This is a genomic window from Actinopolyspora mortivallis DSM 44261 (genome assembly GCF_000384035.1).
In the GTDB taxonomy this organism is placed as follows: Bacteria; Actinomycetota; Actinomycetes; order Mycobacteriales; family Pseudonocardiaceae; genus Actinopolyspora; species Actinopolyspora mortivallis.
Window position 1 is genome coordinate 2,438,495 of the sequence record NZ_KB913024.1, and the last position, 25,680, is coordinate 2,464,174.

Below are 25,680 nucleotides of genomic sequence, written 5' to 3' on the forward strand. Positions count from 1 at the left end.
CTCACCTTCGCGCTGGCCAGCCGTCACCACGTCTTCAGACCTCGAGCAGTTCCGATTCCTTGTTCTTGACCAACTCGTCGACCTGGGCGACGTAGCGGTGGGTGATGTTCTCCAGCTCCTTCTCCCCGCGTGTGCCCTCGTCCTCGCCGACCTCGCCGTCCTTGACGGTCCTGTCGATCTCCTCCTTGGCCTTGCGCCGCAGACTGCGCAGGGTGATCCGAGCGTCCTCGCCCTTCTGCTTGACGAGCTTGACCATCTCCTTGCGGCGTTCCTCGGTCAACTGCGGAACCTGCACTCGGATGACCTTGCCGTCGTTGCTCGGGTTGACTCCCAGGTTCGAGTCCCGGACCGCACGCTCCATGGCGCCGAGCTGGCTCGCATCGTACGGTTTGATGACCACCAGCCTGGCCTCGGGCACACTGATGCTCGCCAGTTGGTTCAGCGGTGTCGGCGAACCGTAGTAGTCCACGACGATGCCGGAGAACATCGCGGGATTCGCACGGCCGGTGCGGACGGTGGCCAGGTCGTCCTTGGCCACCGCCACCGCCTTCTGCATCTTCTCCTCGGCTTCGAGAAGGGTCTCGTCGATCACGGCTGCTCCTTCGGTGTGGGCCCGGCAGGCTCCGACGGATGTGTCGATACGGGTCGTACTCACTCGGCCCGGTGCGTACCGAACCAGCCCGGACAGGATCCCAAATCGACCCGCACCGGACGGTTACCCGGGGGTGCTGACCAGTGTTCCGATTTTCGCACCGCTGGCAGCACGCGCGATGTTGCCTTCCACGAGAAGATTGAAGACCAGGATCCGCATGTGATTGTCCATGCACAGACTGAACGCGGTCGCGTCGGCCACCTTGAGCCCGCGTTCCAACACCTCGCGATGTGTGATGTTCTCGAAGAGCTCCGCCGAGGGCGTGGTCCGCGGATCCGCGGAGTACACCCCGTCGACGGCCTTCGCCATCAGCACCACCTCGGCGCCGATCTCCAGGGCACGCTGGGCGGCGGCCGTGTCGGTGGAGAAGTACGGCATTCCCGTCCCCGCACCGAAGATCACGACCCGCCCCTTCTCCAGGTGGCGGCTGGCCCGGCGGGGAATATAGGGTTCGGCGACCTGCCCCATGCTGATGGCGGTCATCACGCGGGTGTCGATGCCGTGTTCACGTTCGAGGAAGTCCTGCAGCGCCAGGCAGTTCATCGTGGTGCCCAGCATCGCCATGTAGTCCCCGCGGGCCCGTTCCATACCACGCTGTTGCAGCTCGGCCCCACGGAAGAAGTTGCCCCCTCCGATGACCACCGCGACTTCCACGCCATTGGCGACCACCTCGGCGAGCTGCCGTGCGATCGTGCCGACGACATCCGGGTCCACGCCGACACTGCCGCCGCCGAACATCTCGCCGCCGAGCTTGAGCAACACCCGCCGGTAACCACTCTCGCCCGTCTGCCCAACGGATATGCCGTCAGTCACTCGTTCCTCCTGAGAAAGCGCCCCGCCCTCCGAGAACGAAGGCGGGGCGCGGACATCGACTCTCGCGGACCGCTCCGGAAGGAACCGGAGTGCTCCGGTTCACATGTTGACTGCCGGATCCGCAGCGTGCACGGCGACGGGAGCGGATCCACAGCAGGAGCGATCAGGCCTGGCCGACCTCGAACCTGGTGAAGCGCGTGACGCTGATTCCGGCCTCCTCGAGCAGGTCCCGGACCGTCCGCTTGTTGTCCTGCACCGAGGGCTGTTCGAGCAACACGTTGTCCTTGTAGAAGCCGTTGAGCCTGCCCTCGATGATCTTGGGCATGGCCTGTTCCGGCTTGCCCTCGGCGCGAGCGGTCTCCTCGGCGATCCTGCGCTCGTTGGCGACGATGTCCTCGGGGACGTCGTCCTTGGACAGGTACTGGGGCTTGAGAGCGGCGATCTGCATGGCCACGCCGCGTGCGGCCTCCTCGTCGGAGCCGGTGTACTCCACCTGAACCCCCACGGCCGGAGGCAGTCCCGCCGCCCGGCGGTGCAGGTAGGTGGCCACCTGCCCGTCGAAGACGCTGACCCGACGCAGTTCGAGTTTCTCGCCGATCTTGGCGGAGAGGTCGTGGATGGCGTTACCGACCGTGCTGTCCCCGAGGGGGGCCTGCTTGACGGTCTCCACGTCGGAGGAGTTGGTGGCTTTGGCCGCCTCCACGATCCTGTCGGCCAGCTCGACGAACTCCTCGTTCTTGGCCACGAAGTCGGTCTCGCTGTTCAGCTCGAGCAGCACTCCGTTGCCACCGGCGACCAGTCCCTCGGCCGTGGAACGCTCGGCGCGCTTGCCCACGTCCTTGGCACCCTTGATGCGGAGGTTCTCGATCGCCTTGTCGAAGTCGCCCTCGCTCTCCTCGAGCGCCTTCTTGCAGTCCATCATGCCGGAGCCGGTGATCTCGCGAAGACGCTTCACATCGGCCGCACTGTAGTTCGCCATGGTGCGTCGTCCATCCTCGTCGGAGTGTCTGGGGAACGGAAGTACCGAGGGGTGCACCCGGCCCGCGCCGGGTGCACCCGACCGGTCAAGACTGCGCGGGCTGCTCGCTCACCTCGGAGTTCGCCGTCTCCTCCGAGTCACCGGAGCTGGTCAGCAGCTCCTTCTCCCACTCGGCGAGCGGCTCCTCGGAGCTCTGGGACTCCCCGGACTCGGCACCCTCGCCACGTCCGCTCCGAGCCATCAGGCCCTCCGCGACGCCGTCGGCGACCACCCTGGTCAGCATGGAGGCGGAACGGATCGCGTCGTCGTTACCGGGGATGGGGTAGTCCACCTCGTCCGGGTCGCAGTTGGTGTCGAGGATCGCCACGACCGGGATACCCAGTTTCTTGGCCTCGCTGACCGCGATGTGCTCCTTCTTGGTGTCCACGATCCAGATGGCGCTCGGGACCTTGGACATGTCGCGGATCCCCCCCAGGGTCCGCTCCAACTTCTCCTTCTCGCGGGTCAGCATCAAGATCTCCTTCTTGGTGCGACCCTCGAAACCGCCGGTCTGCTCCATCGTCTCCAGCTCCTTGAGACGCTGCAGCCTGCGGTGCACGGTCTGGAAGTTGGTGAGCATCCCTCCCAGCCAGCGCTGGTTGACGAAGGGCATGCCGACCCGTTGGGCCTGCTCTGCGATGGCCTCCTGGGCCTGCTTCTTCGTCCCCACGAAAAGGACGGTTCCCCCGTGGGCGACGGTCTGCTTGACGAAGTCGTAGGCCCCGTCGATGTACGACAGCGTCTTCTGCAGGTCGATGATGTAGATGCCGTTGCGCTCGGTGAAGATGTAGCGCTTCATCTTCGGGTTCCAGCGACGGGTCTGGTGCCCGAAATGCACGCCACTGTCGAGCAGCTGCTTCATGGTGACGACGGCCATAGCCTGATTCGCACCTCACGTGTCGGGCGCGTCGGTATCGACGCGCGGTTTCGGTTGACGCGGAAGGGCCGGACGCCCCACCGCCCTGGTACGCGCCGGAGGCCATCACCCGAAAACCACGGAATCCGGGACCGTTGACGGCTCCGTACGACCGTCTCACCAGCTCTCCCGAAGCCACCGGAAGGACTGCCGGCTCCACCTGGCAGTCCGTCACGCCCGGAAGTGGTCGGTGACCACCGCAGCCCCGTCGACTCGAACCGAACGAGAACTGTCGGCGAATCGGACTCCGGACGGTCTCCGCTGACCGAGTACCGTCGTGAGCAGGTCGACACGCGCGCACGCGAAGTCGACTCGCACCTGGCGAATCGCGCTGCCGAGTATACGCCACGCCCCCGGCCGTCAGAAGTGCGGTGACCGTTTCCCCAACCACCCCGGTTTGTCCACCGGAGGAGCGAGAGACCGTGGTTCGGGTCCGGCGCTTCTGACAGCGTCGCCCCATGCGCCCCCTCCGTCTTCTCGCACTGGCCTCGGCGGCCACGATCACGGCTCTCGGAGTCCGCTTTCCCGGAAACGCCGTTCCCGGAAGTCCGTCTCTCGCGACCACCACGGCACACGCCCCGCCGGCGGCGGAAAGCCTGTCACCTCCGTTGCCGAATCACCCCGGAATAGCGAACAAATTTCACCTTCCGGCTGGGCACTACGGCCCGGGACACCGCGGAGTCGACCTGCTCGGGCGAGCCGGACAACGCGTCCACGCGGCCGCACCCGGAGTCGTGGTCCACGCGGGGAACGTGGTGGACCGACCCGTGGTCTCCGTCGAACACCGGAACGGAACACGTACGACCTACGAACCGGTCCGACCGACGGTCAGCCCGGGCGAACGGGTCGCCCGGGGACAGACACTCGGACTTCTCGCGGGAGGACACCCAGGCTGTCCCGCGACCCCGCCGGACGCCTGCCTGCACTGGGGACTGCGACGGGGGGACGAGTACTTCAACCCCCTGCGCGCGCTCACCGCCCCGGAAGTACGGCTGCTGCCGTGGTGACCCGCCGACGCTCCCGGGAAGGAGCACCCTTTCACGGGCTCACTTCTCAGTTGTTCACCTCGGTGAGCTTGCCACGCAACCGCAACACCGCCCTCGTGTGCAACTGGCAGACCCGGGACTCGGTCACCCCGAGCACCTTGCCGATCTCCGCGAGTGTCAGGTTCTCGAAATAGTACAGGGTCACCACGATGCGATCCCGGTCACTGAGCCGTTCCACGGCCTCGGCCAGCTGACGCCTGCTATCCCTGTCCACCAGCGTGTTGACCGGGTCCTCGGCCCGCTCGTCCGGAAGCGTCTCCGCCAGGGAAGCCGTCCCCCTGCCCACACCGATGAGATCGTCGAGAGCGACGACACTGGTCATCTGGAGCTGGGCGAAGAGCTCGCGCAGCTCCTCCGTACTCAGGGAGAGTTCCGCGGCCAGTTCCGCGTCGGTGGCGCTGCGCTGCAACTTCGCCTCCAGGCGTTCCAACGCGCGTTCCACGTCCCGCGCCCTGCTCCGCACCGAGCGGGGTACCCAGTCCTGGGCGCGGAGGTCATCGAGTATCGCTCCCCGAATACGCTGCATCGCGTACGTCTCGAACTTGAGACCACGTTCGGGTTCGAACTTCTCGATCGCGTCGACGAGACCGAAGACCCCGGACTGGATGAGGTCGGAGACCTCCACGTGCGCGGGCAGTCCCGTCCCCACACGTCCGGCCACGTACTTCACGAGCGGCGCGTAGTGCAGCACCAACCGGTCCCGGAGCTTCTGGTCCCGGCTCTGGCCGAACGCGTGCCACAGGGCGGCGATGCCCGCCTCCACGTCCTCACCGTCACGCTCGGAAGGGGTCTCCGGGGACAGGTCGCCCTGGAGCCAGCGAGAGCCACGGAACACCGGATCGAGCCGGGACACGCTGCCGGGGTGTCCACGGTCCTCCCGCCGGCGTGGACGTGACTTTCCTGCCTGACCGCGTGTTCTCGAGCCGGATCGCGCGCTCGCCGCTCGGGCTTCGCCCCCGGCTTCGTCAGGAACGGGGGTGGGTTCGCTCATGGATCGCCTTCAACCGTTCGACGGTCACGTGAGTGTAGAGCTGAGTCGTCGAAAGCGTAGCGTGACCGAGCAACTCCTGTACGCTACGCAGGTCGGCTCCACCTTCCAGAAGGTGTGTGGCGGTGGAGTGCCGCAGACCGTGGGGACCGATCCTCGGAGCGCCCCGCACGGCACCGGCTGATTCGTACACGATTCGACGGGCGGTACGGGGGTTCAACCGCCCACCTCGTACGCCGAGAAAAAGCGCGTCGCCCGAACCGGAACGCGCCAGGCTCGGACGCCCTCGCCCCAACCAGTGTTCGAGGGCACGAGCGGCCGGGACTCCGAAGGGGACTGTCCGCTGCTTGTCCCCCTTGCCCACCACTCGGAGCATACAGCGCTCATGGTCGACATCCCCATGATCAAGCCCGCACAGCTCCGAGACCCGCACGCCGGTGGCGTAGAGCAACTCCAGCACCGCGTGGTCACGCAGCGCCACGGGGTCCTCCGCCCGAACCCCCTCCTCGGAGGAATCCAACATCGACTCGGCCTGGTCCCTGCGCAACACGGGAGGAAGTCGTCGAGGACGCTTCGGCGTGGAAAGCCGCGGACCGGGATCGACCTCCAGGAGGCCCCGAGCGTGCGCCCAGGCCGTGAACGCTCGGGCCGAGGCGGCCCTACGCGCCAGCGTGGCCCTGCCCGTTCCCCTGTCGTGCTCGGCAGCCAACCAGGCACGCAGTGCGGCCGCGTCGAGCCCTGCGACGCCCCCGTCGTCCTCGTTCTCCTTCTCGAGATGAGCGAGCAGGGACACGACATCGGAGACATAGGCCCGCACGGTGTGCGCGGACATCCCGCGTTCCCAGCGAGCGTGTCGTTCGAACCGCTCGACCGCATCCGCGGCCTCCTCGGAAAGCCGATCACGCCTCGCGGACGCGTCCGGGCGCTCGGAACTCGTCCTGTTCATGCCAAGTGACATTGCTGCTCGGCTCCACCTGGGTCAAGTAGCACATCGCCACGATACGCGCCCGGTTCGTCACTACTCGCAGCGTGTCCACCCTTCGTCCACGAAACGTACGAAACCGGATATTTCGAGCGCGTTCAGACAGGCGAGGACGGTCCTCTCCGGAAAACCGGTCTCGAAAACGAGCTGCTCTGTCTGCCTGGGGCGATCCGAACGAAGTGCGTCCCACACCACTCTGGAGGTCGTGTCGAGACGGTCCGTGGCGCGGTGGCGCTTCTGTCGGGAGAACTCACCGCCCTCCCCCGGACCCAGCACCGCCTCCAACACCTCGTCCGCACCGGTGACCAGAATTGCCCGTCCCGAACGGATCAACTCGTGGCAGCCGACGGAACTCGCCGAGGTGACCGGCCCGGGGACCGCCATGACGGGACACCCCAGGCTGTCCGCGGCGGCAGCCGTGTTGGCCGCCCCGCTGCGTACCCCGGCCTCCACCACCACCGTTGCCCTCCCCAGGGCGGCGATCAACCTGTTGCGCACCAGAAAACGATGTTTGCGCGGCAACACCCCCGGCGGGTACTCGCTGAGAACGACCCCCCGTTCGGCAATCTCGGCCAACAACCGGGCGTGGGAGGCCGGATAGTCCCGTTCCGGGCCGCACGCGAGGACGGCGACGGTCCTTCCCCGGGCGGCCAGCGCTCCCCGGTGTGCGGCCCCGTCCACTCCGTGAGCGGCCCCGGAAACCACCCCGACGCCCGCCGAGGCCACCCCGTAGGCGAGTTCGGCGGCCAGACTCTCCCCGTATCCCGTGGCCGCCCGGGTCCCCACGATCGACACGAAACGCGAGGACGGATTCATCTCGCCGGTGCCCCGACACCACAACGCCAGTGGTTCGGCGAGCCCCTCCAATCCCACGCTGGTGGCCCCCGCCAACGCCTCCATGCTCCCGACCGGCCACTCGGGGTGTTCCGGGACGAGCAGTCGCACTCCCTCCTGCTGTGCCAGTTCCAGTAGTCTCCGTCCAGAGACACGGGTTCTCCTGGCCTCCACCTCCCGCCCCACAGCCCGGTCGACGTCCCCCGCGTACACCGCCTCTGCCGCCTCGACCGGGCCACGTTCGGCGGTGAAACGGCTCAGCGCCGGAGCGGGAGGCTCCGCCACGGCACAGAGATAGGCCCTGGCCACGAGCGTCTGCTCGTCCGGCACGGATCCGGCGTTCATACCACCGTCCTTTCCCGGAACTGCAGAGCCGCGGCCACGTGTTCGGCCTCCGGACGTTCCGCCCCATCCAGGTCACTCAACGTCCAGGCAACCCGGAGGCAGCGGTCGGCCCCCCGCGCGGTCAGCGCCCCCGTGTCCAGTCCCCGGTCCAGCAGGGCTGTCGTTGTTCCGGGCAGCGCGAACTTCCCGCGAAGTTTCGGCCCCGGAACCTCGGAGTTCGTCCGCCAGCCGTACTCCCGCCAACGGTGTGCGGCGGCCTCCCTCGCTCGCGAGACGCGAGCACGAACCCGGGCCGAGCTCTCCGGCTCACCGCCCGAGACCAGATCACCGGTGGTCACCGACCGCATCCGCACCCGCAGATCCGTACGATCCAGCAACGGCCCGGACAGTTTGTTCAGATAGCGTCTACGCGCCTGCGGGGTACAGCGACAGTCGAGCTCACGGGCAGGAGCACAGGGGCAGGGGTTGGTGGCCAGGACGAGCTGGAACCGAGCCGGATAACGCAGTGTCCCGTCCTTCCTGGAAATACGCACCTCCCCCTCCTCCAGCGCCGTACGCAGCGACTCCAGCCGCTGTGCCCCGAACTCGCAGGCCTCGTCCACGAACAGGACACCCCGGTGGGCACGACTGACCGCCCCGGGGCGCGCCAGCCCGGTTCCCCCTCCGATCAGCCCGGACACCGAGACGGAATGGTGCGGTGCGACGAAGGGAGCGTTACGGACCAGTGCCCCTCCCTCGGGCAGCACCCCCGCGACGGAGTGAACGGCCGTGGTTTCCAACGCCTCTTCGGCCGAGAGTTCGGGAAGCAGTCCGCACAACCGCCGAGCGAGCATGGTCTTCCCCGTTCCGGGAGGACCGATCATCAGGAGGTGATGTCCGCCCGCCGCGGCTATCTCGAGAGCCCGACGTGCCTCCGGTTGTCCGCGCACGTCGGCGAGATCCTCCTCGATGACGTCCTCCGCGGCCTCCCGGAACTCCTCAGTGGGACACTGATGCAAGTCTCCCTCGCCGCGTGCCCAGGAAACCACCTCGCTGAGGGACTCGGCCCCGAGCACCTCGATACCGGGCACCGAACGCGCCTCGGCCAGACCAGCGGCGGGAACCACGGCACGCCGCATCCCGCTCTCCGTGGCGGCCAGCAACCCGGGAAGCAGTCCGGCAACCATGCGAACACGCCCGTCCAAGGCCAACTCACCGAAGAACACCGTTCCCTCGAGAGGGGAGTACGGAATCCGCTCGGTGGCCGCCAACACGGCCACGGCCAACGCCGTGTCGAAGGATGTCCCGGTCTTGGGCAGCGCCGCCGGGGAGAGGGCCAGCGTCACGTGGGACAGCGGCCAGGACTCCCCACTGTTGGTGATCGCGGCGCGTACCCGGTTCTTCGACTCCTGCAACGCCGCGTCGGGAAGCCCCAGCAACTGCACGCCGGGCAAACCACCAGAACGGACGTCCGCCTCGATCTCGACCAGCACCCCGTCCACACCGAACAGGGCGACCGCGTGAGTGGTCCGCAGCCCCACCGTCAGTACACCTCCTGCCGGTGCTCGATGCGAGCCGGTTCACCGGGCGGCCACAACACGGAGACCACGTCGAAACGCACCGGACAGTTGTGCACGTCATGGGCTCGCAGCCAGGCCCCGGCCGCGTCGCGAAGTCTGCGTACCTTGTACGGGCTGACCGCCTCCACCGGAGCGCCGTAGTCGATGCCCGAACGGGTCTTGACCTCGCAGATCACGACACTGTGTCCGTCCGTGCAGACGAGGTCCAGTTCTCCCTGTGGGCAGCTCCAGTTCCGCGCGAGCACCACCAACCCCCGTTGGCGCAGGTACTCGGCGGCCAGTCGTTCCCCGGCGCGTCCGAGCGCGTGTCTGCGGCCGTGGGTGTCGTCGTCGGACAGAGCCCCCACAATCGGTTTCGGCATAACGGATCCTCCCCTAGCCGATCGGATGCGACGACTTCACAGTGCCCCGAACACCGAAAAGGAACCAGAGTCGATGCACCTTTCTGGGGAAAGATTCCGGAGGTTGTGGACGGTTTCCTCTCACCGCGTCGGGAACGGGGTGCTCCCGGAAAGAAGAGAACACGAAAAAACCGGGGCGGTGTACCCGCCCCGGCGGGAAAGGAAGGGAAAGGAGTCCCGCGACACACGAGGGCACGTTCGGAAGGAGGCGGGCTGGGGGACACACGAAAATCCCCACACCGGCACCTCCCCGCTCGGCCCCCGCACGCGGACCACGCGGAGCGGTTCCGGGTCCGGGGCCCAGCCGACCATCCGGACCTCGTGCCCACGTCGCGACCAGAGCAAAATCAGCTCAGTTGAACGGGGGACCGCCGTCCGGCAGGCGCAGCTCAGGTTTGTCGAGCTCCTCCACGTTGACGTCCTTGAACGTGATGACCCGCACGTTCTTGACGAAACGGGTGGGACGGTACATGTCCCAGACCCAGGCATCCGACATGGCCACTTCGAAGTAGACCTCGGTATCCGAGTTCCGCACCTGCACGTCCACCCCGTTGGCCAGGTAGAAACGCCGCTCGGTCTCCACCACATAGGTGAACTGACCGACGATGTCGCGATACTCCTTGTAGAGCTGCAGCTCCATCTCGGTCTCGTACTTCTCGAGATCCTCGGCGCTCATGGCTGTGCGAGTCCTTCTCTGTCACTGGTCGGCCTACGGGTGCCCAACGTCGGCATCTCCATTGTCCATCACATCCTGATCAAAAGCATCGAACGATCCACGACGAGCACGCTTCCCACGCGGCGAACACATACCGTGCGCGTTCGCGGCCTCCAGCACGTTGGAGTAACTCCACCTGTGGTACGCACTCGGCCCGTGCTCCCGGAGAGCACGTTGGTGAACCGACGTCGAATACCCCTTGTGACCAGCGAAATCATAAGCGGGCAACCGGGAGTGCAGCGCGACCATCATCCGATCCCTGCTGACCTTCGCCAGCACCGAGGCCGCCGCCACGCAGGCCGCGACACGGTCGCCCTTACGGACGGCCACGCTCGGGGCCGCGAGTCCCCCGGCCTCGAAACCGTCCGTGAGCACGTAGCCGGGGTGCGCTCTCAGACCGGCCACGGCCCTGCGCATCCCCTCCAGGTTCGCGGTCTGAACCCCCAGCTCGTCGACCTCCTCCGGCTCCACGGAAACGATACAGTATCCCGTGGCGAGAGTCACGATCCGCTCGAACCACCACTGTCTGGCGCGTGCCGTGAGGAGCTTGGAGTCGGTCAGTCCCGCGAAACGCCCCGGGTCCCTGTGAGGCAGGGAACACGCGGCCACCACCAACGGCCCCGCGCACGCACCACGTCCCGCCTCGTCCACTCCGACGACCGGACCCAGCCCACGACGTTCCAGAGCGTTCTGCAAGGCCCAGCTGCCGGAGTCCCGACGAACCACGGTCCGCGGCAACTCCAGATCGGCGAGCTCCGCTCCCACGCTCAGTGATACTCCCGAATGTCCGCTCGTGTTACCGACAGGGAACCGCGACGAACCGCCCACGCGGCAGGCACCACGGTCAGATAGCCGAGTCCTCCCGTCCCGGAGGAGTTCGCCGCCCCCTCCGAGGCCGCACCCAGCGCCCTCGTCTGCGGATTCTCCTCGTAAATGCTCTGCCACCTCGTCAGGGGCAGCACGACGAACTGTGCCTTCCCGATCACGTCGTCGACCGGAACCGCTCCCGCACGGCCCCCGCCGCCCTGGTACCGGGAGTCCAGGGAGTTGTTCCGGTTGTCCCCCATCACCCACAGATGGTCCTCGGGAACCGTCACCGGCCCGAACTCCTCCTGGGTCCTGGACTCGCCGGACCAGTGGATATAGGGCTCGTCCAACGGTTCGCCGTCGACAAGCACCCGGTTCTGCGGGTCACAGCACTCCACCGTCTGTCCACCGGTGGCGATCACCCTCTTCACGAAGTCCTTCTCGCCCGGGCTGACGATGTGCAGCAACGCTCCGGCCCGCCGGAAGAACCCCACCACGGGGTTGGCCGACTCCGTTCCGCCCGACTCGCCCTCCATCCAGCTGTCCGGTCCGCTGAAGACGACGACGTCACCGGGCTGCGGGTCGCTGAAGCGGTAGGTGATCTTGTCGACGAGAATCCGGTCGTTGTTGCAGCCGGGACAGCCGTGCAGGGTGTCCATCATCGACTGGGAGGGGATGACGAACACGCGAGCCACGAACATCTGCAACAGCACGGTCAGCACCAGTGCCGTGCCCACGAGGACGAACAGCTCCCACCAGAAGGACCCCTTTTTCCGTTTTTTCCCCTTCCCGGCGGAGCCCGTCCCCGTGTCAGAGGTCCGGTCACCGCGTTCGGCGGCTGTTTCCTCCCCGGAGGGCTCCTCCGCGGGCTCCTCGTCCGGTCCTGGAGAACGCATGACGTCGGCCACTCCGCCAGCCTACTGGACTCGGAACAGGGGCGTTTCCGCACCCCGCCCCCATCCGCTCGATCCGGTCGAGGGCGGAACGAACGAGAAAAGGCCTCTGCGGTGCGGTTTCGCCGAGACCGGAGGGGAACGAGCCTTCCTCCTGACCGGTCTCGGCGGGATGAAGGGATTCCCGAGATCACACACCCGGAAATCACTTCACTCAATCGAAGGAATTGGAAGGGAATTCGAGCGGGCGGATTCGACATTACCGCCGAAACCGGGAGAACCGGGACACAAAAAGTGCACGACCCCGGAGCTTCCCGGGATCGTGCACCGCTTGGTCCGTCACCCGTCCGGCCTGTCGCGGCCGTCGGTGCGTCCGCCCCGCCTCAGGAGTTCTTGGCGGGCTTCTTCTCCTTGACCCGAGCAGCCTTACCGACGCGATCGCGCAGGTAGTACAGCTTGGCCCGTCGAACGTCACCGCGAGAGGCGACCTCGATCTTGGAAATGTTCGGGCTGTGTACCGGGAAGGTACGCTCCACGCCGACACCGAAGGAGACCTTGCGCACGGTGAAGGTCTCCCGGATGCCGCCACCCTGCCTACGGATGACGACGCCTTGGAAGACCTGGACACGCTCGCGCGAACCCTCGATGACGCGGACGTGGACCTTCAGCGTGTCGCCGGGCCGGAAGTCTGGGATGTCGGAACGCATCGACTGGGCGTCCAGCGCGTCCAGCTTGTTCATCGGTGGTCCGTCCTCATCCGTGTCGTTGAACGTTCGATCACGACAGTGAAATCTGTTCGCGTGAACCGCGACTCCTGTCGCGGCCGATGACCCGCTCAGCGATCCGCCAAGGACCACTGCACGGATCCACCCGTGGCGACCCGGGTACCGCCGTCCGGGCGATGTGCGGGTCGTCATCGAGCCGTTTTCCGTCACCTCGTCCCGCGAGGAAGACGCCTGCCGAAGCAGGAAATCCGCGGGCGCCGGCAGGCACTCACCCGGCCGGCCGCACTGCTTCTCGGCAGAGCTTACCAGCCGCTGCCGCGAATCCGAACCAGGGCCGCCTCTCCGAAGGGAGGTCCCAGGAGAGGGATGCGGCGAGGGGACACTACACCTCGGAGGAGGCGGAGGACTCCTCCTCCGGGAGCTGCTCGACCTCCCTCGACCGAGCCAGCACGGCACGGTCGTGCTCGTCCAGGCACTCGGCGGGCAACCGCTCGATCAGATCAGGGCGCCGCCGAACCGTCCGCTCGATCCCGCGATCGCGTTGCCAGCGGCTCACCGCCGCGTGATCCCCGGAAAGCAGGACCTCCGGCACGGACAGACCGCGCCAGGTCTCCGGACGCGTGTAGCACGGGCCCTCCAGCAGTCCGTCCGAGAACGAGTCCTGCTGGGCGGAAGCCGGGTTGCCCAGCACACCGGGTACCAGTCGGGCCACCGCCTCGATCATGACCAGCGCAGCGACCTCACCGCCGACCAGGACGTAGTCACCGATGGAAACCTCCTCCACCGGCATACGACGAGCGGCGTCCTCGACCACCCGCTGATCGATACCCTCGTAACGGCCGCAGGCGAAGACCAGGTGTCCCTCCCCGGACCACCGGCGCGCGGTCTCCTGGTCGAAGGGCCTTCCGGCGGGGGTCGGCACGACCAACCTCGGCTGCCCCTCGCCCTCCGCGCACACGCTGTCCAGGGCCTCACCCCACACGGTGGGCTTCATCACCATTCCCGGGCCACCGCCGTACGGGCTGTCGTCCACCGAGCGGTGGACGTCGTGCGTCCAGTCCCGCAGGTCGTGCACGCCCACGGAGATCCTTCCCCGCTCGATGGCCTTACCCAGCAATGCCTCCCGCACCGGGGCGAGATACTCGGGAAAGATCGTCACCACGTCGATCCGCATCGCGACCGCCCCCTCACTGTGCTCGTCACACGAGATACACCGTCCCGCTGTCCCGTCAGTCCGGGCCGAACGGGATCAGAAGGGATCGAGCAACCCCTCGGGCGGATCGATGAGCACGGTCCCCGCCGCGAGGTCCACCTCGACGACGATGTCGTGCACGAAAGGAACCAGTGACTCGCGCCGCTCACCCGACACGGAGACGCGGAGCAGCTCACCGGCGGGGGCGTGCACCACTCCCGCCACAGTCCCGACCACCGTCCCGTCCGTGTGCTCGACCGACAGACCCTCCAGCTGATGGTCGTGGAACTCGTCCGGATCCTCCGGGCGTTCCAGCTCCTCGGGGCGCACGGTCAGCAGGGCGCCCCGGAGACGTTCCGCTCCGTCACGAGTGGAGATCTCCCTCGCCCGCACCAGCAGCCGCCCGGCGTGCCACCGGGCGGCCACCAGCTCAAGCGACTCGGGAGTAGCGCCTCCGGTCCCTCCTCCGACACCGAGAACAGCCCCCGCCACGAACCGGCGATCCGGACTGTCCGAACGGACGTCCACCATGAACTCGCCGCGCACTCCGTGCGGCTTCACCACACGGCCGACAACCAGTGGGGCAGCCTGCTGATCAGCCATAACCGCCGCTCAGCGATCGGTGTCCACCACGTCGACGCGGATCCCGCGGCCGCCGACACCGGACATGACAGTACGCAACGCGGTCGCGGTACGACCGCCCCGCCCGATGACCTTCCCCAAGTCCTCGGGGTTGACGTGCACTTCCAGTGTGCGGCCGCGACGCGTCGTCAACGATTCGACCCGCACCTCGTCGGGATTGTCCACGATTCCCCGCACGAGGTGTTCCAACGCGTCCGCGAGGACAGTCACTCCTGTCCTTCCCCGGACTGCTCCTTGCTCTCCTCGTTGTCAGCAGCGGCCTCGGCCTTCTTGCCACCCTTCTTCTTGGGGGTGGTGGCCTCGGAACCCGAGTCGGTGTCGGCGGCGGCCAAGGCCTCCTCGAACAGCTCCTGCTTGGACCTCTTGCCGGGCTGCTCCTTCAGGGTGCCCTCGGAACCGGGCAGTCCCTTGAACTTCTGCCAGTCCCCGGTGACCTTCATCAGGTGCTGCACTCGCTCGGTGGGCTGCGCGCCGACACTCAGCCAGTACTGCGCACGCTCGGAGTCGATCTGGATGTGACTCGGCTGCTGCTTCGGGTGGTACTGACCGATCGTCTCGATGTCCCGGCCGTTACGCCGAGTCTTCGCGTCCGCGACGACAATCCGGTAGTGCGGCTCGCGGATCTTGCCCAGCCGCATCAATTTGATCTTCACTGCCACGGGTGGTGGTGCTCCTCAAACTCTCGTTCGTGCTCCGGTGAGCGTCCCGGACGAACCATGTCAAAACACGCCGGGACAACCCCTACTTCGACCAGCCACGAAGCGGTGAGAGAGCCCGCTCGTGGCGAACAACTTCCCATTGTGCCAGACCCTCTCCGGAGAACCTCGCGAGGTGCCCTCCGACCCCCCGGGCCACACCGCCGAACGGGGGAAAACGCCCTGTTCAAGAGGGCAGCAGGCCCAACGACATGAGCAACAACCCCAGGGCGGGAAGAAAGTTGTTCACCTGGTGCGCCACGACGCTAGCAGTCAACCTTCCCGTGATCAGCCGGGCCAGCCCTATCGGAAGGGCTATCACGAGCAGCAGCACCGTTCGGGTGGGCTCGAAGTGGCCGATGGCGAATATCGCCGTGGTGAGCAGGAACACGGTCAGCTGGTTGAACCGCAGCCGTTCCATGGCTCCCCACAGCAGTCCCCGGTACAACAGCTCCTCGCAGACCGGGGCAACCAACCACACGTGCAGGAAGATGACCACGGCCAGCGCCGGGGACAGCTCGACGTCCTCCAGGAGGCTGCCCACCGCCGAGGTGGCCTGTTCCGTGCCCACCCAGCGCGTCCACAGCACGGAGGCGACGGTACTCAGCACCAGACCGCACAGACCGATCACCAGGCCGATACGTACGTCGGAGCGACGCCACCGCAGTCCGAAGTCCCGTACCGGACCGTTGCCCCGCACCAAGGTGGCTGCCACGGCGACCACACCGGCCAACACGGTCGGGGCCATCAGCACCAGCACGAACATGGGACCCACCCAGCCACCGTTTCCGAAGTCCCCGAACGCGGCGGCCAGTCCCACGGACACCAACACGAAAACGGCCTCGGCCAGGAAGAAGGCACCGAAACCCCAACGAGGAGCCAGGTGCCCCCTCGGGTCGACGGAAATCCCGGTCGCTCGCTCCGGGCGTCCCCGACCCGCACCACGATCGTTTTCCGGCGACTGCGGTGCGGTCACGGACACCTCCGTACGGTCTGTTCTACTCCGTTGCACCGACGTCACTCGGGTGTCGCCGGGAAGTGCCAGACTAACGGTGGTCCCGCGAAGCGAGCACCCGATACACCCACCCGAAGCGGTTACCCGGATCACCTCCACGTGGCAGGCGGATCACCCCACCACGCGCCCGCGCAGCACGATCCGTTTCGGTGTGCGCAGCACTTCCAGGTTCTCGCGGGGGTCGGACTCGTAGCCCACCAGATCGGCGGCGGCGCCCTCCTCCACACCGGAGAATCCCAGCCACCGCCGGGCCGACCAGGTGGCGGCGGCCAGGGCCCGCTCCGAGGACATCCCCACCCCGTGCAGTGCGAGAACCTCGTCCACCAGCCTGCCGTGCGCGATACCGCCCCCGGCGTCCGTGCCGGCGTACACCGGAACCCCCGCCTCGACGGCCCTGCCGATCGTGTCCTGCGCCGAGCGGTACAGCTTGGTCATGTGCGCCGCGTAGGTGGGGTACTTGGTCGCGGCGGCGGCGAAGGAGGGGAAGTTCTCGACGTTGATCAACGTGGGGACCAGCGCCACACCCCGCCGGGCCATCAGGTCGATCATCGCGTCGTCGAGTCCCGTGCCGTGTTCGATGCAGTCGATCCCCGCCCCGAGCAGGCCGGGCAACGCGTCCGGCCCGAACACGTGGGCGGTGACCCGCGCCCCGCGCTCGTGCGCCGCCGCCACCGCACGTTCGAGAACCTCGTCCGACCACAGCGGAGCCAGGTCGCCCACGGAGCGGTCGATCCAGTCACCGACCAGCTTCACCCACCCGTCGCCGTACTCGGCCTGTCGTGCGACGGCCTCGGGCAGTTCCTCGGGATCGTCGAGCTGTTCCGCCAGCCCCGGGATGTAGCGCTTGGGACGGGCCAGGTGGCGCCCCGCCCGGACTATCCGGGGCAGGTCCTCACGCAGTTGCAGCGGTCGGGTGTCCACGGGGGATCCGCAGTCACGCATCAGCAACGTCCCCGCGTCCCGGTCCGTTTCCGCCTGTGCCACGGCCTCGGAGAGCTCCACGGGCCCCTGCGGGCCCACACCGACGTGACAGTGGGAGTCCACCGGCCCGGGGAGGATGTACCCCCCGTCGAAGACGGTGACGGCTCCCGGCACGGGCGAGGTGCTGATCACCCCGTCCCGCACCCACAGCTCCCGCGTCCGGTCCTCGGGAAGCAACACACCGCGCAGGTGGAGAGCGGTCAAGGCCGTGTCCTACTTCTTTTTCTTGCCGAAATCGAGTTTGGAGGGGTCGAAGCCGGGAGGAAGCTGGTTCAACCCACCGGGCAGCTGCGGGGACTGACCCTGCTGCCCCCCGGGCAGACCGGGGAAACCGGCGGGCATTCCGCCCCGTGCCGCCTTCGGTGTGGGGGCCTTGTTCTTGCCCTTCTTGCCCTTCTTGCCCTTCTTGTTCTTGCGGCTGCCGCCGCCACCACCGCCACCGAACTGGCCCGCCATCTGCTGCATCATCTTGCGAGCCTCGAAGAACCGGTTGACCAGGTCGTTGATATCGCTGACGCGCACACCCGACCCGTTGGCGATACGCTGTCTGCGCGAGGCGTTGATGATCTTCGGGTTGGCTCGCTCCTCCGGGGTCATGCCACGGATGATGGCCTGGACCCGATCGAGGTAGCTCTCGTCGAAGTTGGCGAGCTGGTCCTTCATCTGGTTGCCGCCGGGAAGCATCCCCACCAGGTTCTGTAGTGGTCCCATCCGGCGGACCGCCTGCATCTGCTCCAGGAAGTCCTCCAGGGTGAGCTCCCCCGTGCCCAGCTTCTCCGCGGCCTGCTCGGCCCGGTCGGCGTCGAAAGCCTGCTCCGCCTGCTCGATCAGGGTGAGCACATCGCCCATGCCGAGGATCCGACTGGCCATCCGGTCCGGATGGAACACGTCGAAGTCCTCGATCTTCTCCCCGTTCGAGGCGAACATGATCGGCTGGCCCGTGACCTGACGCACGGACAGGGCGGCGCCACCCCGCGCGTCACCGTCGAGCTTAGTGAGCGCCACGCCGGTGAAACCGACCCCGTCCCGGAAGGCCTCGGCGGTGCTCACCGCGTCCTGACCGATCATGGCGTCGACGACGAAGAGGGTCTCGTGCGGGTCGACGGCGTCCCGGATGTCCGAGGCCTGCCGCATCATCTCCTCGTCGACACCCAGACGCCCCGCCGTGTCCACGATCACCGTGTCGTGCTGGGCACGCTGGGCCTCGGCCACTCCCCGACGCGCCACGTCGACGGGATCGCCGACCCCGTTGCCCGGTTCCGGGGCGAACACGGAAACACCGGCACGTTCCCCGACCACCTGGAGCTGGGTGACCGCGTTGGGACGCTGGAGGTCGCAGGCGACCAGCAGCGGGGTGTGTCCCTGTCCGGAAAGCCATTTGGCCAGCTTCCCCGCGAGCGTGGTCTTGCCCGAACCCTGCAATCCCGCCAGCAGGATCACGGTCGGCGGGTTCTTGGCCAGCGCGAGATCGCGTTTCTCCCCGCCGAGGATGCCGACGAGTTCCTCGTTGACGATCTTGATGACCTGCTGGGCCGGATTCAGCGCCTGGGAGACCTCGGCTCCCTTGGCACGTTCCTTGACCCCCGAGATGAAACTGCGCACCACGGGCAGCGCCACATCGGCTTCCAGCAGCGCGACACGGATCTCGCGCGCGGTGGCGTCGATGTCCGCCTCGGACAACCGCCCCTTGCCGCGCAGGTTCTTCAGAACCGAGGTGAGCCGGTCGGAAAGAGTGTCGAACACGGGTTCACGGGCTCCAAGAGTCGTCGATGTTCCTATGCCGAGGGTAACCGTTCAGCGGACAGGCCCGCCCTCGGACGGTACGTGGGAAGCGCCCCGACGCGAAATCCCGCCGGGTGCCGGAGGAGTTCCCCGGCACCCGGCGGGCGGTGCTCATCCCCGATCGGCCGTGGGGCGCTTCTCGGCCCCGGAACGAGCTCCCGTGGAGCCGGTCCTGCCCCGCCGTCGGGAGCTCGAACGCTCCCGCCCCGGCCTGCGGGACCATCCGCCGGAACGGCGCGGCGTCTCGCCCTCGGCGCGGCTGATCCGCAGTCCGCGCCCGGCCACCTGGGTCTTGCGCAGCTTGCGCAGCAGGTCCTCCGAGAGCTCGGCGGGCAGTTCCACCAGGGTGTGCTCGTCCCGGATGTCGATGTGCCCGATGCGCTTGCTGGACAGTCCCCCCTCGTTGGCCAGCGCGCCGACCAGGGCACTGGGGGTGATCCGGTTCCGTCGGCCCACCTCGACCCGGAACATCGCCGTGTCCGCGTTCCCGGCCTGGCCACCCCGTCGGCCGGCCTTGCTCTCCGGTTCGGGCTCGGGTTGCAGCAACAGCGGCTGCTCACCCTGTGCCATGCTCGCCAACGCGGCGGCCACCCGCGCGGCGGGAACCCCGGTCTCCTCCTCGTAGTCGCGCACCAGCTTCTCGAAGACCTCGAGGTCGCCGCTTTCCAGCGTCTCCGTGATCCGCCGACGGAACCTTTCGAGACGCCGTTCGTTGACCGCCTCTATCGAGGGCAGCTCCATACGCGCGATGGACTGTCCGGTCGCCTTCTCGATGGACCGCAGCAACTGCCGTTCCCGCGAGGTGACGAACAGGATGGCCTCGCCGCTGCGGCCGGCCCGGCCCGTGCGCCCGATGCGGTGGACATAGGACTCACTGTCGTGCGGGGCGTCGTAGTTGAGCACGTGGGAAACCCGGTCCACGTCCAGTCCCCGCGCCGCCACGTCCGTGGCCACCAGGATGTCGACGCGTCCTCGGCGCAACTGCTCGATGGTGCGTTCCCGTTGTGCCTGGGCGATGTCCCCGTTGATGGCGGCGGCGTTGAACCCGCGCAGACGCAGCTGTTCGGTGAGTTCCTCGGTCAGCTGTTTGGTCCTGGCGAACACGATGGCCGCGTCGATCGGCTCGACCTCCAGCAGCCGGGAAAGCGCGTCCAGTTTGCGCACCCCGCGGACGGACCAGTAGCGCTGCCGGATGTTCGTCCCCGTGGTGGTGGCACTGCGCACGGCGACCTCGACCGGCTCGTTCAGGTAGGACTGGCTGATGTTGCGCACGGCGTTCGGCATGGTCGCCGAGAACAGCGCGATCTGCCGCTGCTGCGGCACCGAACGCAGGATCCGCTCGACGTCCTCGATGAATCCCATGCGCAGCATCTCGTCGGCCTCGTCCAGCACGAGCTGCTTGAGCCCGGAAAGGTCGAGGGAGCCCCGGTCCAGGTGGTCGATGATCCTTCCCGGGGTCCCGACCACCACGTGGGCCCCTTCGCGGAGGCCGCTCAGCTGGGGCCCGTAGCTCTGCCCCCCGTAGATGGGCAGCACCCGGAAGCCGGGGAGGCGAGCGGCGTAGCCGCGGAAGGCCTCGGCCACCTGGATGGCCAGTTCACGGGTCGGTGTGAGCACCAGCGCCTGGGGCTTCTGCCGCCTGTCGAGGTCGATCCGCGACAGGATGGGCAGGGCGAAGGCGGCCGTCTTGCCCGTGCCGGTCTGTGCCTGTCCGGTCACGTCCCGGCCGTCCAGCAGGGAGGGGATGGTCTCGGCCTGGATCGCGGAGGGAGTCTCGTAGCCGAGGTCGGTCAGTGTGGCGAGAACGCGGGAGTCGAGTTCGAGCTCGTCGAATGTAGGCATGTAAGTCTGGGTTCTCCTCGTGTGGTCGGGGCGGCTGAAGCACTCTGAACGGACCCGCAGTGGTCTCCGCGGACGGATCGCACGAATCAGGTCCACGTGACGACGGCACAGTCACCGCACCGGCGCCTACGCATCTCGGGCCGCGCACACCCGCAACGCACACTCTGTTGCCAGTCACTCGCAGCTCGATGTATCTCAGCCGGCAGCACCGGCCCGTCCCCGGTGCGTACTGATTCAGGATAACGGGCGATCACGTCTGCCTCGGCACCCGTACGGCCGAAAAGGAGCAACCTCACCCCAACGGAATCAGGTGGATCCCCTCGGCTATGTCCGCACGGGTGACCACATGGACTCCACGCCACCCAGCAGGGGCGGTCGGAGCCAGCATCACCCGTCGGGTCCGACGGGCACGGCGTACATGACGTACGAAAGACCGTGCCTTGATCATCCTACCACGTGCCCGCTGCCCCGCCAACGCGAGCCCCGGGGGCACGTCCACCCACAACAGCGCCGCGGTCCGTCCCGTCGCCGCGGCCAGGCCCAGCAGGGCCAGCCGAGCCAGCACACGCGTCGCGGGAACGTGGACCACCACCGGCCCCGGCACCCGGACACAGCACAGCACCGTCCGTACGTAGTGCACCGGGTGCACGACACACCTCAACACCCGGTAGGGGAGTCCGGACCAGGCCGACAGCACGCGGTACACCCCCTCGGAGTCCAGCACCGTCACCGGCACGGAACTGGTCAGCGAACGCAGGGCGGTGCTCTTGCCCGCTCCCGGCAGCCCCGCCACGACCAACAACTCCCGTGGAGCCAGCCGAATCCCGACCCCCCTCGCCGGGACGGAGCCCACGTCCCCTCCGCCGTCCACGGGAGTTCCGTTCCGTCCTGATCGACGCCGCGCCTCCACTGCCACCCCAGCCTACGGAAACCGGCCCACGGGGGCACCGGAGAGAGCGCGGGAAGAGACCACCGGACGGCCCGCCCCCTCCACGGGCCGTCCGGTGTGGGCCCCGACGCGTGCGCGGACCAGGTCCCCGCCCGACCCCCAGAACGGGCGGGGACTCCCCCCAACCGGCTCCGCCCAACGCGTCACACCGAACATTCTGGCCGCGCCCGTGGGCCACGCGAGACCGTGATACCCCCCGAACAACCCTGCGTAGTGCTACGCAGAACGCGGATCCCCTCGGTGTCCGAAACCACGCACGCCCATCGGGTACGTGGCGGGAACACGAAAAACCGGAGAGGACGAGCCCCAGGGGCGCCCGTCCTCTCCGGTCGGTTCCCGTCGCGTCCGCTCAGACCGCTCGTTCGTCGGTCTCGCCGGTGCGTACCCGTACCACCGAGTCCACCGGCGTCACCCACACCTTGCCGTCGCCGACGTTTCCGCTGCGGGCGGCGGAAACCACCGCACGAACCACCTCGTCGATCTCGGCGTCGTCGACCAGGACGTCGATCCTGGTCTTGTCCACCACGTCCACGGTGTACTCGGCGCCCCGGTAGATCTCGGTGTGGCCCTGCTGTCTTCCGCAGCCACGGACCTCGGCGATGGTCATACCCCGCACACCCAGGGAGACCAGCGCAGCACGGACCTCCTCCACGCGGGACTGTTGCACGACAGCCGTGAGCAATTTCATCGGAAACTCCCCTCCAGGGCGTCGGTCGAACCGCGCTCCTCCGTAGCGGGCCTGCGCAGAGTGCTGCCGACGTCGGCGAAGTGGTATCCGGTCTCGGCGTGCTCGGTCTCGTCGATGCCGGCGTGCTCACCACGCGAGTCGATCCGAAAACCGATGGTGCGCTGCAGCACCCAGGCCAGGAACCAGCTCAGCACCAGGGAGTAGGCCAGCACCGCGACCGCGCCGACGGTCTGTCTCCACAGCTGGTCCACTCCCCCGCCGTAGAACAGACCGGCCACTCCCTCCGGAGCGCTCTCCGAAGCGAAGAAGCCCACCAACAGGGTTCCGACCAACCCCCCGACCAGGTGCACCCCGACCACGTCCAGGGAGTCGTCGTAGCGCAGCCGGTACTTGAGCTCCACGGCCAGGGCGCAGCAGGCCCCCGCGACGAGACCGATCGCCACGGCGCCCAGGGGAGTCACGGCGGAACAGGCCGGGGTGATCGCCACCAGGCCCGCCACGATGCCCGAAGCGGCTCCCAACGTGGTCGGTCTGCCGTGCCGCAGCCGCTCCACGAGCAACCACGCCAGCATGGCCGCGCTCGCCCCCACCAGGGTGTTCAGGAAGACCACGGCGGCGGTGTCCCCCGCGCTCAACGCGGACCCGGCGTTGAACCCGAACCAGCCGAACCACAGCAGTCCGGCACCGAGCACCACCAGCGGCAGGTTGTGCGGCTTGCCGGTCTCACGCGGCCACCCGGTGCGCGGACCGAGCACGAGCACCAGTGCCAGGGCCGCGGCCCCCGCGTTGATGTGTACCGCGGTACCGCCCGCGAAGTCGATCGCGGCCACCCGGTTGGCGATCCAGCCGCCCACGGCGGTGACCTCCCCGGCGGCGTTGGTCTCGTCGAAGGCGAAGACCCAGTGGGCCACCGGGAAGTAGACCAGGGTGGCCCACAGTCCGGCGAAGAGCACCCACGGACCGAAACGCGCCCGGTCGGCGACCGCCCCTGATATCAGGGCCACGGTCAGTATCGCGAACATCGCCTGGAAGGCCGCGAAGGCGAAGGTGGGGATCGTGTCGGAGAGCGCGTCGGCCCCGACCAGGCGGGACATGCCGAAGAACTCGGTCGGCGAACCGAGCAGCCCCACCCCTCCGACATCCGTTCCGAAGGCGGTGGAGTACCCGTAGAGCACCCAGAGCACCCCCACCAGCCCCAGGCTGGCCAGGCTCATCATCAACATGTTGAGCACTCCGCGTGCGCGGACCATCCCCCCGTAGAACAACGCCAAGCCGGGGGTCATGAGCATGACCAGAGCCGCGCACACCAGCACCCAAGCGGTGTCACCCGAATTCACATCGCCCTCCCGTACGACCCTGCGTTCCGGACTGGGCCGCATCCTCGGAGGAAGGTGTTTCCGGGTGGGAATGCCGTTGTGTCCCGCCGATGACGTTCGTGGGCACCCGGGTTACGAACGAGTTCTCCGGATGACCACGGTGTTACGTCGCGGCGAGGACGACCGGAGAGCCACCGACGAACACGGGCTCTGGCCGAACCGTCGGCCCCGGACGCCACCGCGTGGCGGGGACGGCACCGGCTCGGGTGAGGTTGTCGGCCCCGGAGGGGACCGGACCCGACGGAAACCCCACGGACACCGCGTCACTCCAGCAGGGCGTCCACGAAGGCCTGCGGTTCGAAGGGGGCGAGGTCGTCGGCACCCTCCCCCAGACCGACCAGTTTGACCGGAACGCCGAGTTCACGCTGCACCTGGAAGACGATGCCCCCCTTGGCCGTGCCGTCCAGCTTGGTGAGCACGATCCCGGTCACGTCGACGACGTCGGCGAAGACCCGCGCCTGGGCGAGCCCGTTCTGTCCCGTGGTGGCGTCCAGGACCAGCAGCACCTCGTCGACCTGGGCACGCTTCTCCACCACGCGTTTGACCTTGCCGAGTTCGTCCATCAACCCGGTTTTCGTGTGCAGGCGGCCCGCCGTGTCGACGAGGATGGCGTCCACTCCCGTGTCGGCACCGCGTTGCACGGCCTCGAAGGCCACACTGGCCGGGTCCGCTCCCTCGTTGCCCCGCACCACCTCGGCACCGACACGTTCTCCCCAGGTGCCGAGCTGTTCGACGGCGGCCGCCCGGAAGGTGTCGGCCGCGCCGAGCAACACCGAACGTCCGTCGGCGACCAGTACCCTGGCGAGTTTGCCGGTGGTGGTCGTCTTTCCGGTCCCGTTGACCCCGACCACCAGCACGACGGCGGGTTTGCCTCCGTCGGAGGGATCACCGTGTGGCAGCGCCCGCACCGAACGAGGCAGTTCCGGACCGAGTGCCTCGACCAGCACCTCACGCAGCAGGGCCCTGGCCTGTTCGGGGCCACGCACCGCGCGAGCGGCCATCTCGGTGCGCAGCCGCTCGATGATCTCGGAGGAGGTGGCCGCGCCGATGTCGGCCATCAGCAGCGTGTCCTCGATCTCCTCCCAGGACTCCTCGTCCAGGTCCCCGGCACCGAGCAGTCCCAGTACGCCCTGCCCGAGCATCGAGCGGGAGCGTGAGAGCCTGCCGCGCAGGCGTTCCAGCCGCCCGGCCGAAGGCTCGATCGGTTCCGTTCCGGCCCGCTCGGACTCCGGTTCCTCCTCGGGAACGGTCCGTTCCGGAGCGGCCCCGGTTTCGGAACGTTCCGGGGCCGAGGTCGTCGCCCCCGTCTCGGTGCTCTCCCGCGGAATCTCGGGAGCCGGGCCGGTGGAGTCCTCCGCGGCCGTCTGCTGTTCCGGAACAGCGGGTTCCTGCCGGGTCTCCTCCCGTGCTTCCGGGGCAGTCCCGGCGTCTTCCACGGAGCTGTCGTCGCGCTCCGCGGTGGCGGCCTCGTCCTCGGAGGTGGTGGGCAGCGGAACGTCCACGATGTCACGGCGCTCGCTGTCCCGGGGAACGGCGGCGTCGTCGCCGACGGCGGGCTGCCCCTCCGTCTCCGTGCGTTCCCCGACGGGATGCTCGGTCACGGCGGTGTCCGCGCCGCTGGAGAGACTGACACCGCCGCCCGTGCGATAACCACCGCCCTGGCCGGCTGAGGTGTCCCGCTGCTCGTCCCGGGAGAGACTGACCCGTCTGCGCCGGGCCAACAGGAAACCCGTGCCGACGAGCAACGCCAGCACCACCAGTGCGGCAATGACGATCAGGATCACATTCGTGGTGGTCACGGCCCCATCGTCGCACCCTCCGAGC

At 68.0% G+C, this 25,680-nt stretch carries 26 protein-coding genes; 1 reads left to right on the plus strand and 25 read right to left on the minus strand.

Features of this window, described 5'->3' with window-relative positions; all coding sequences use genetic code 11:
• Positions 1-34 precede the first annotated feature (34 nt).
• The 4 genes from frr to rpsB form a co-directional block, all read right to left on the minus strand.
• The gene (gene frr, locus ACTMO_RS0111510; protein ID WP_019854849.1) at positions 35-592 is read right to left on the minus strand and encodes a ribosome recycling factor; all 558 of its coding nucleotides are present in this window, start codon (positions 590-592) and stop codon (positions 35-37) included.
• 123 nt (positions 593-715) lie between these two features.
• Positions 716-1,453: a UMP kinase gene (gene pyrH / locus ACTMO_RS0111515; protein WP_026449123.1), complete on the minus strand. Its 738-nt coding sequence runs from the start codon at positions 1,451-1,453 to the stop codon at positions 716-718.
• A 175-nt stretch (positions 1,454-1,628) separates the two neighbouring features.
• Complete coding sequence (gene tsf, locus ACTMO_RS0111520) at positions 1,629-2,444, minus strand: translation elongation factor Ts (protein WP_019854851.1); 816 nt, start codon at positions 2,442-2,444, stop codon at positions 1,629-1,631.
• A gap of 85 nt (positions 2,445-2,529) precedes the next feature.
• Positions 2,530-3,360 (minus strand): 30S ribosomal protein S2, encoded by an 831-nt coding sequence (rpsB, locus tag ACTMO_RS0111525; protein ID WP_019854852.1) that lies wholly within the window; start codon positions 3,358-3,360, stop codon positions 2,530-2,532.
• A gap of 497 nt (positions 3,361-3,857) precedes the next feature.
• On the opposite strand from rpsB, the gene ACTMO_RS0111530 reads away from it, so the two are divergent.
• Complete coding sequence (locus tag ACTMO_RS0111530) at positions 3,858-4,406, plus strand: M23 family metallopeptidase (RefSeq protein WP_026449124.1); 549 nt, start codon at positions 3,858-3,860, stop codon at positions 4,404-4,406.
• A gap of 46 nt (positions 4,407-4,452) precedes the next feature.
• Here ACTMO_RS0111530 and whiG read toward each other — a convergent pair whose 3' ends face one another.
• From whiG to ftsY, 21 genes are all read right to left on the minus strand, one after another.
• Positions 4,453-5,436 (minus strand): RNA polymerase sigma factor WhiG, encoded by a 984-nt coding sequence (whiG, locus tag ACTMO_RS0111535; protein WP_026449125.1) that lies wholly within the window; start codon positions 5,434-5,436, stop codon positions 4,453-4,455.
• A complete protein-coding gene (locus ACTMO_RS0111540; protein WP_019854855.1) occupies positions 5,411-6,379 on the minus strand; it encodes a tyrosine recombinase XerC in 969 nt (322 codons plus the stop codon). The genes whiG and ACTMO_RS0111540 overlap by 26 nt, the downstream gene beginning before the upstream one ends.
• A gap of 72 nt (positions 6,380-6,451) precedes the next feature.
• A complete protein-coding gene (dprA, locus tag ACTMO_RS0111545; protein WP_019854856.1) occupies positions 6,452-7,594 on the minus strand; it encodes a DNA-processing protein DprA in 1,143 nt (380 codons plus the stop codon).
• Positions 7,591-9,114 carry a YifB family Mg chelatase-like AAA ATPase gene (locus tag ACTMO_RS0111550; protein WP_019854857.1) on the minus strand — a complete coding sequence of 508 codons (1,524 nt, stop codon included), beginning with the start codon at positions 9,112-9,114 and terminating at the stop codon, positions 7,591-7,593. The genes dprA and ACTMO_RS0111550 overlap by 4 nt, the downstream gene beginning before the upstream one ends.
• A 2-nt stretch (positions 9,115-9,116) precedes the next feature.
• Complete coding sequence (locus ACTMO_RS0111555) at positions 9,117-9,515, minus strand: YraN family protein (RefSeq protein WP_019854858.1); 399 nt, start codon at positions 9,513-9,515, stop codon at positions 9,117-9,119.
• A 391-nt stretch (positions 9,516-9,906) separates the two neighbouring features.
• A complete protein-coding gene (locus tag ACTMO_RS0111560) occupies positions 9,907-10,230 on the minus strand; it encodes a DUF2469 domain-containing protein (RefSeq protein ID WP_019854859.1) in 324 nt (107 codons plus the stop codon).
• A gap of 33 nt (positions 10,231-10,263) precedes the next feature.
• On the minus strand, positions 10,264-11,034 hold the full coding sequence (locus ACTMO_RS0111565; protein WP_019854860.1) for a ribonuclease HII: 771 nt from the start codon (positions 11,032-11,034) through the stop codon (positions 10,264-10,266).
• Between the two features lie 2 nt (positions 11,035-11,036).
• Positions 11,037-11,984, minus strand: a complete 948-nt coding sequence (gene lepB, locus ACTMO_RS0111570; RefSeq protein ID WP_019854861.1) for a signal peptidase I — start codon at positions 11,982-11,984, stop codon at positions 11,037-11,039.
• A gap of 368 nt (positions 11,985-12,352) precedes the next feature.
• Complete coding sequence (gene rplS / locus ACTMO_RS0111575; protein WP_019854862.1) at positions 12,353-12,709, minus strand: 50S ribosomal protein L19; 357 nt, start codon at positions 12,707-12,709, stop codon at positions 12,353-12,355.
• Positions 12,710-13,076: 367 nt separating this feature from the next.
• Positions 13,077-13,868, minus strand: coding sequence for a tRNA (guanosine(37)-N1)-methyltransferase TrmD (gene trmD, locus ACTMO_RS0111580; protein WP_019854863.1), 792 nt, complete (start codon positions 13,866-13,868; stop codon positions 13,077-13,079).
• Between the two features lie 75 nt (positions 13,869-13,943).
• Positions 13,944-14,489 carry a ribosome maturation factor RimM gene (gene rimM, locus ACTMO_RS0111585; protein ID WP_026449127.1) on the minus strand — a complete coding sequence of 182 codons (546 nt, stop codon included), beginning with the start codon at positions 14,487-14,489 and terminating at the stop codon, positions 13,944-13,946.
• 9 nt (positions 14,490-14,498) lie between these two features.
• Complete coding sequence (locus ACTMO_RS0111590) at positions 14,499-14,738, minus strand: RNA-binding protein (RefSeq protein WP_019854865.1); 240 nt, start codon at positions 14,736-14,738, stop codon at positions 14,499-14,501.
• Positions 14,735-15,187 carry a 30S ribosomal protein S16 gene (gene rpsP, locus ACTMO_RS0111595; protein WP_026449128.1) on the minus strand — a complete coding sequence of 151 codons (453 nt, stop codon included), beginning with the start codon at positions 15,185-15,187 and terminating at the stop codon, positions 14,735-14,737. Before rpsP ends, ACTMO_RS0111590 begins: the two co-directional genes overlap by 4 nt.
• Positions 15,188-15,410: 223 nt before the next feature.
• The gene (locus ACTMO_RS0111600) at positions 15,411-16,199 is read right to left on the minus strand and encodes a CPBP family intramembrane glutamic endopeptidase (protein WP_019854867.1); all 789 of its coding nucleotides are present in this window, start codon (positions 16,197-16,199) and stop codon (positions 15,411-15,413) included.
• Positions 16,200-16,349: 150 nt separating this feature from the next.
• A complete protein-coding gene (locus ACTMO_RS0111605) occupies positions 16,350-17,423 on the minus strand; it encodes a metal-dependent hydrolase family protein (protein WP_019854868.1) in 1,074 nt (357 codons plus the stop codon).
• A gap of 9 nt (positions 17,424-17,432) precedes the next feature.
• Positions 17,433-18,962 carry a signal recognition particle protein gene (gene ffh, locus ACTMO_RS0111610; protein WP_019854869.1) on the minus strand — a complete coding sequence of 510 codons (1,530 nt, stop codon included), beginning with the start codon at positions 18,960-18,962 and terminating at the stop codon, positions 17,433-17,435.
• Between the two features lie 150 nt (positions 18,963-19,112).
• Positions 19,113-20,843 (minus strand): DEAD/DEAH box helicase, encoded by a 1,731-nt coding sequence (locus tag ACTMO_RS0111615; protein WP_019854870.1) that lies wholly within the window; start codon positions 20,841-20,843, stop codon positions 19,113-19,115.
• 292 nt (positions 20,844-21,135) lie between these two features.
• Positions 21,136-21,696: an AAA family ATPase gene (locus ACTMO_RS0111620; protein WP_026449129.1), complete on the minus strand. Its 561-nt coding sequence runs from the start codon at positions 21,694-21,696 to the stop codon at positions 21,136-21,138.
• A 445-nt stretch (positions 21,697-22,141) separates the two neighbouring features.
• Positions 22,142-22,480, minus strand: coding sequence for a P-II family nitrogen regulator (locus ACTMO_RS0111625; RefSeq protein WP_019854872.1), 339 nt, complete (start codon positions 22,478-22,480; stop codon positions 22,142-22,144).
• Positions 22,477-23,817, minus strand: coding sequence for an ammonium transporter (locus ACTMO_RS0111630; protein WP_026449130.1), 1,341 nt, complete (start codon positions 23,815-23,817; stop codon positions 22,477-22,479). Before ACTMO_RS0111630 ends, ACTMO_RS0111625 begins: the two co-directional genes overlap by 4 nt.
• A gap of 302 nt (positions 23,818-24,119) precedes the next feature.
• Positions 24,120-25,655, minus strand: coding sequence for a signal recognition particle-docking protein FtsY (gene ftsY / locus ACTMO_RS0111635; RefSeq protein ID WP_019854874.1), 1,536 nt, complete (start codon positions 25,653-25,655; stop codon positions 24,120-24,122).
• Between the last annotated feature and the right edge of the window lie 25 nt (positions 25,656-25,680).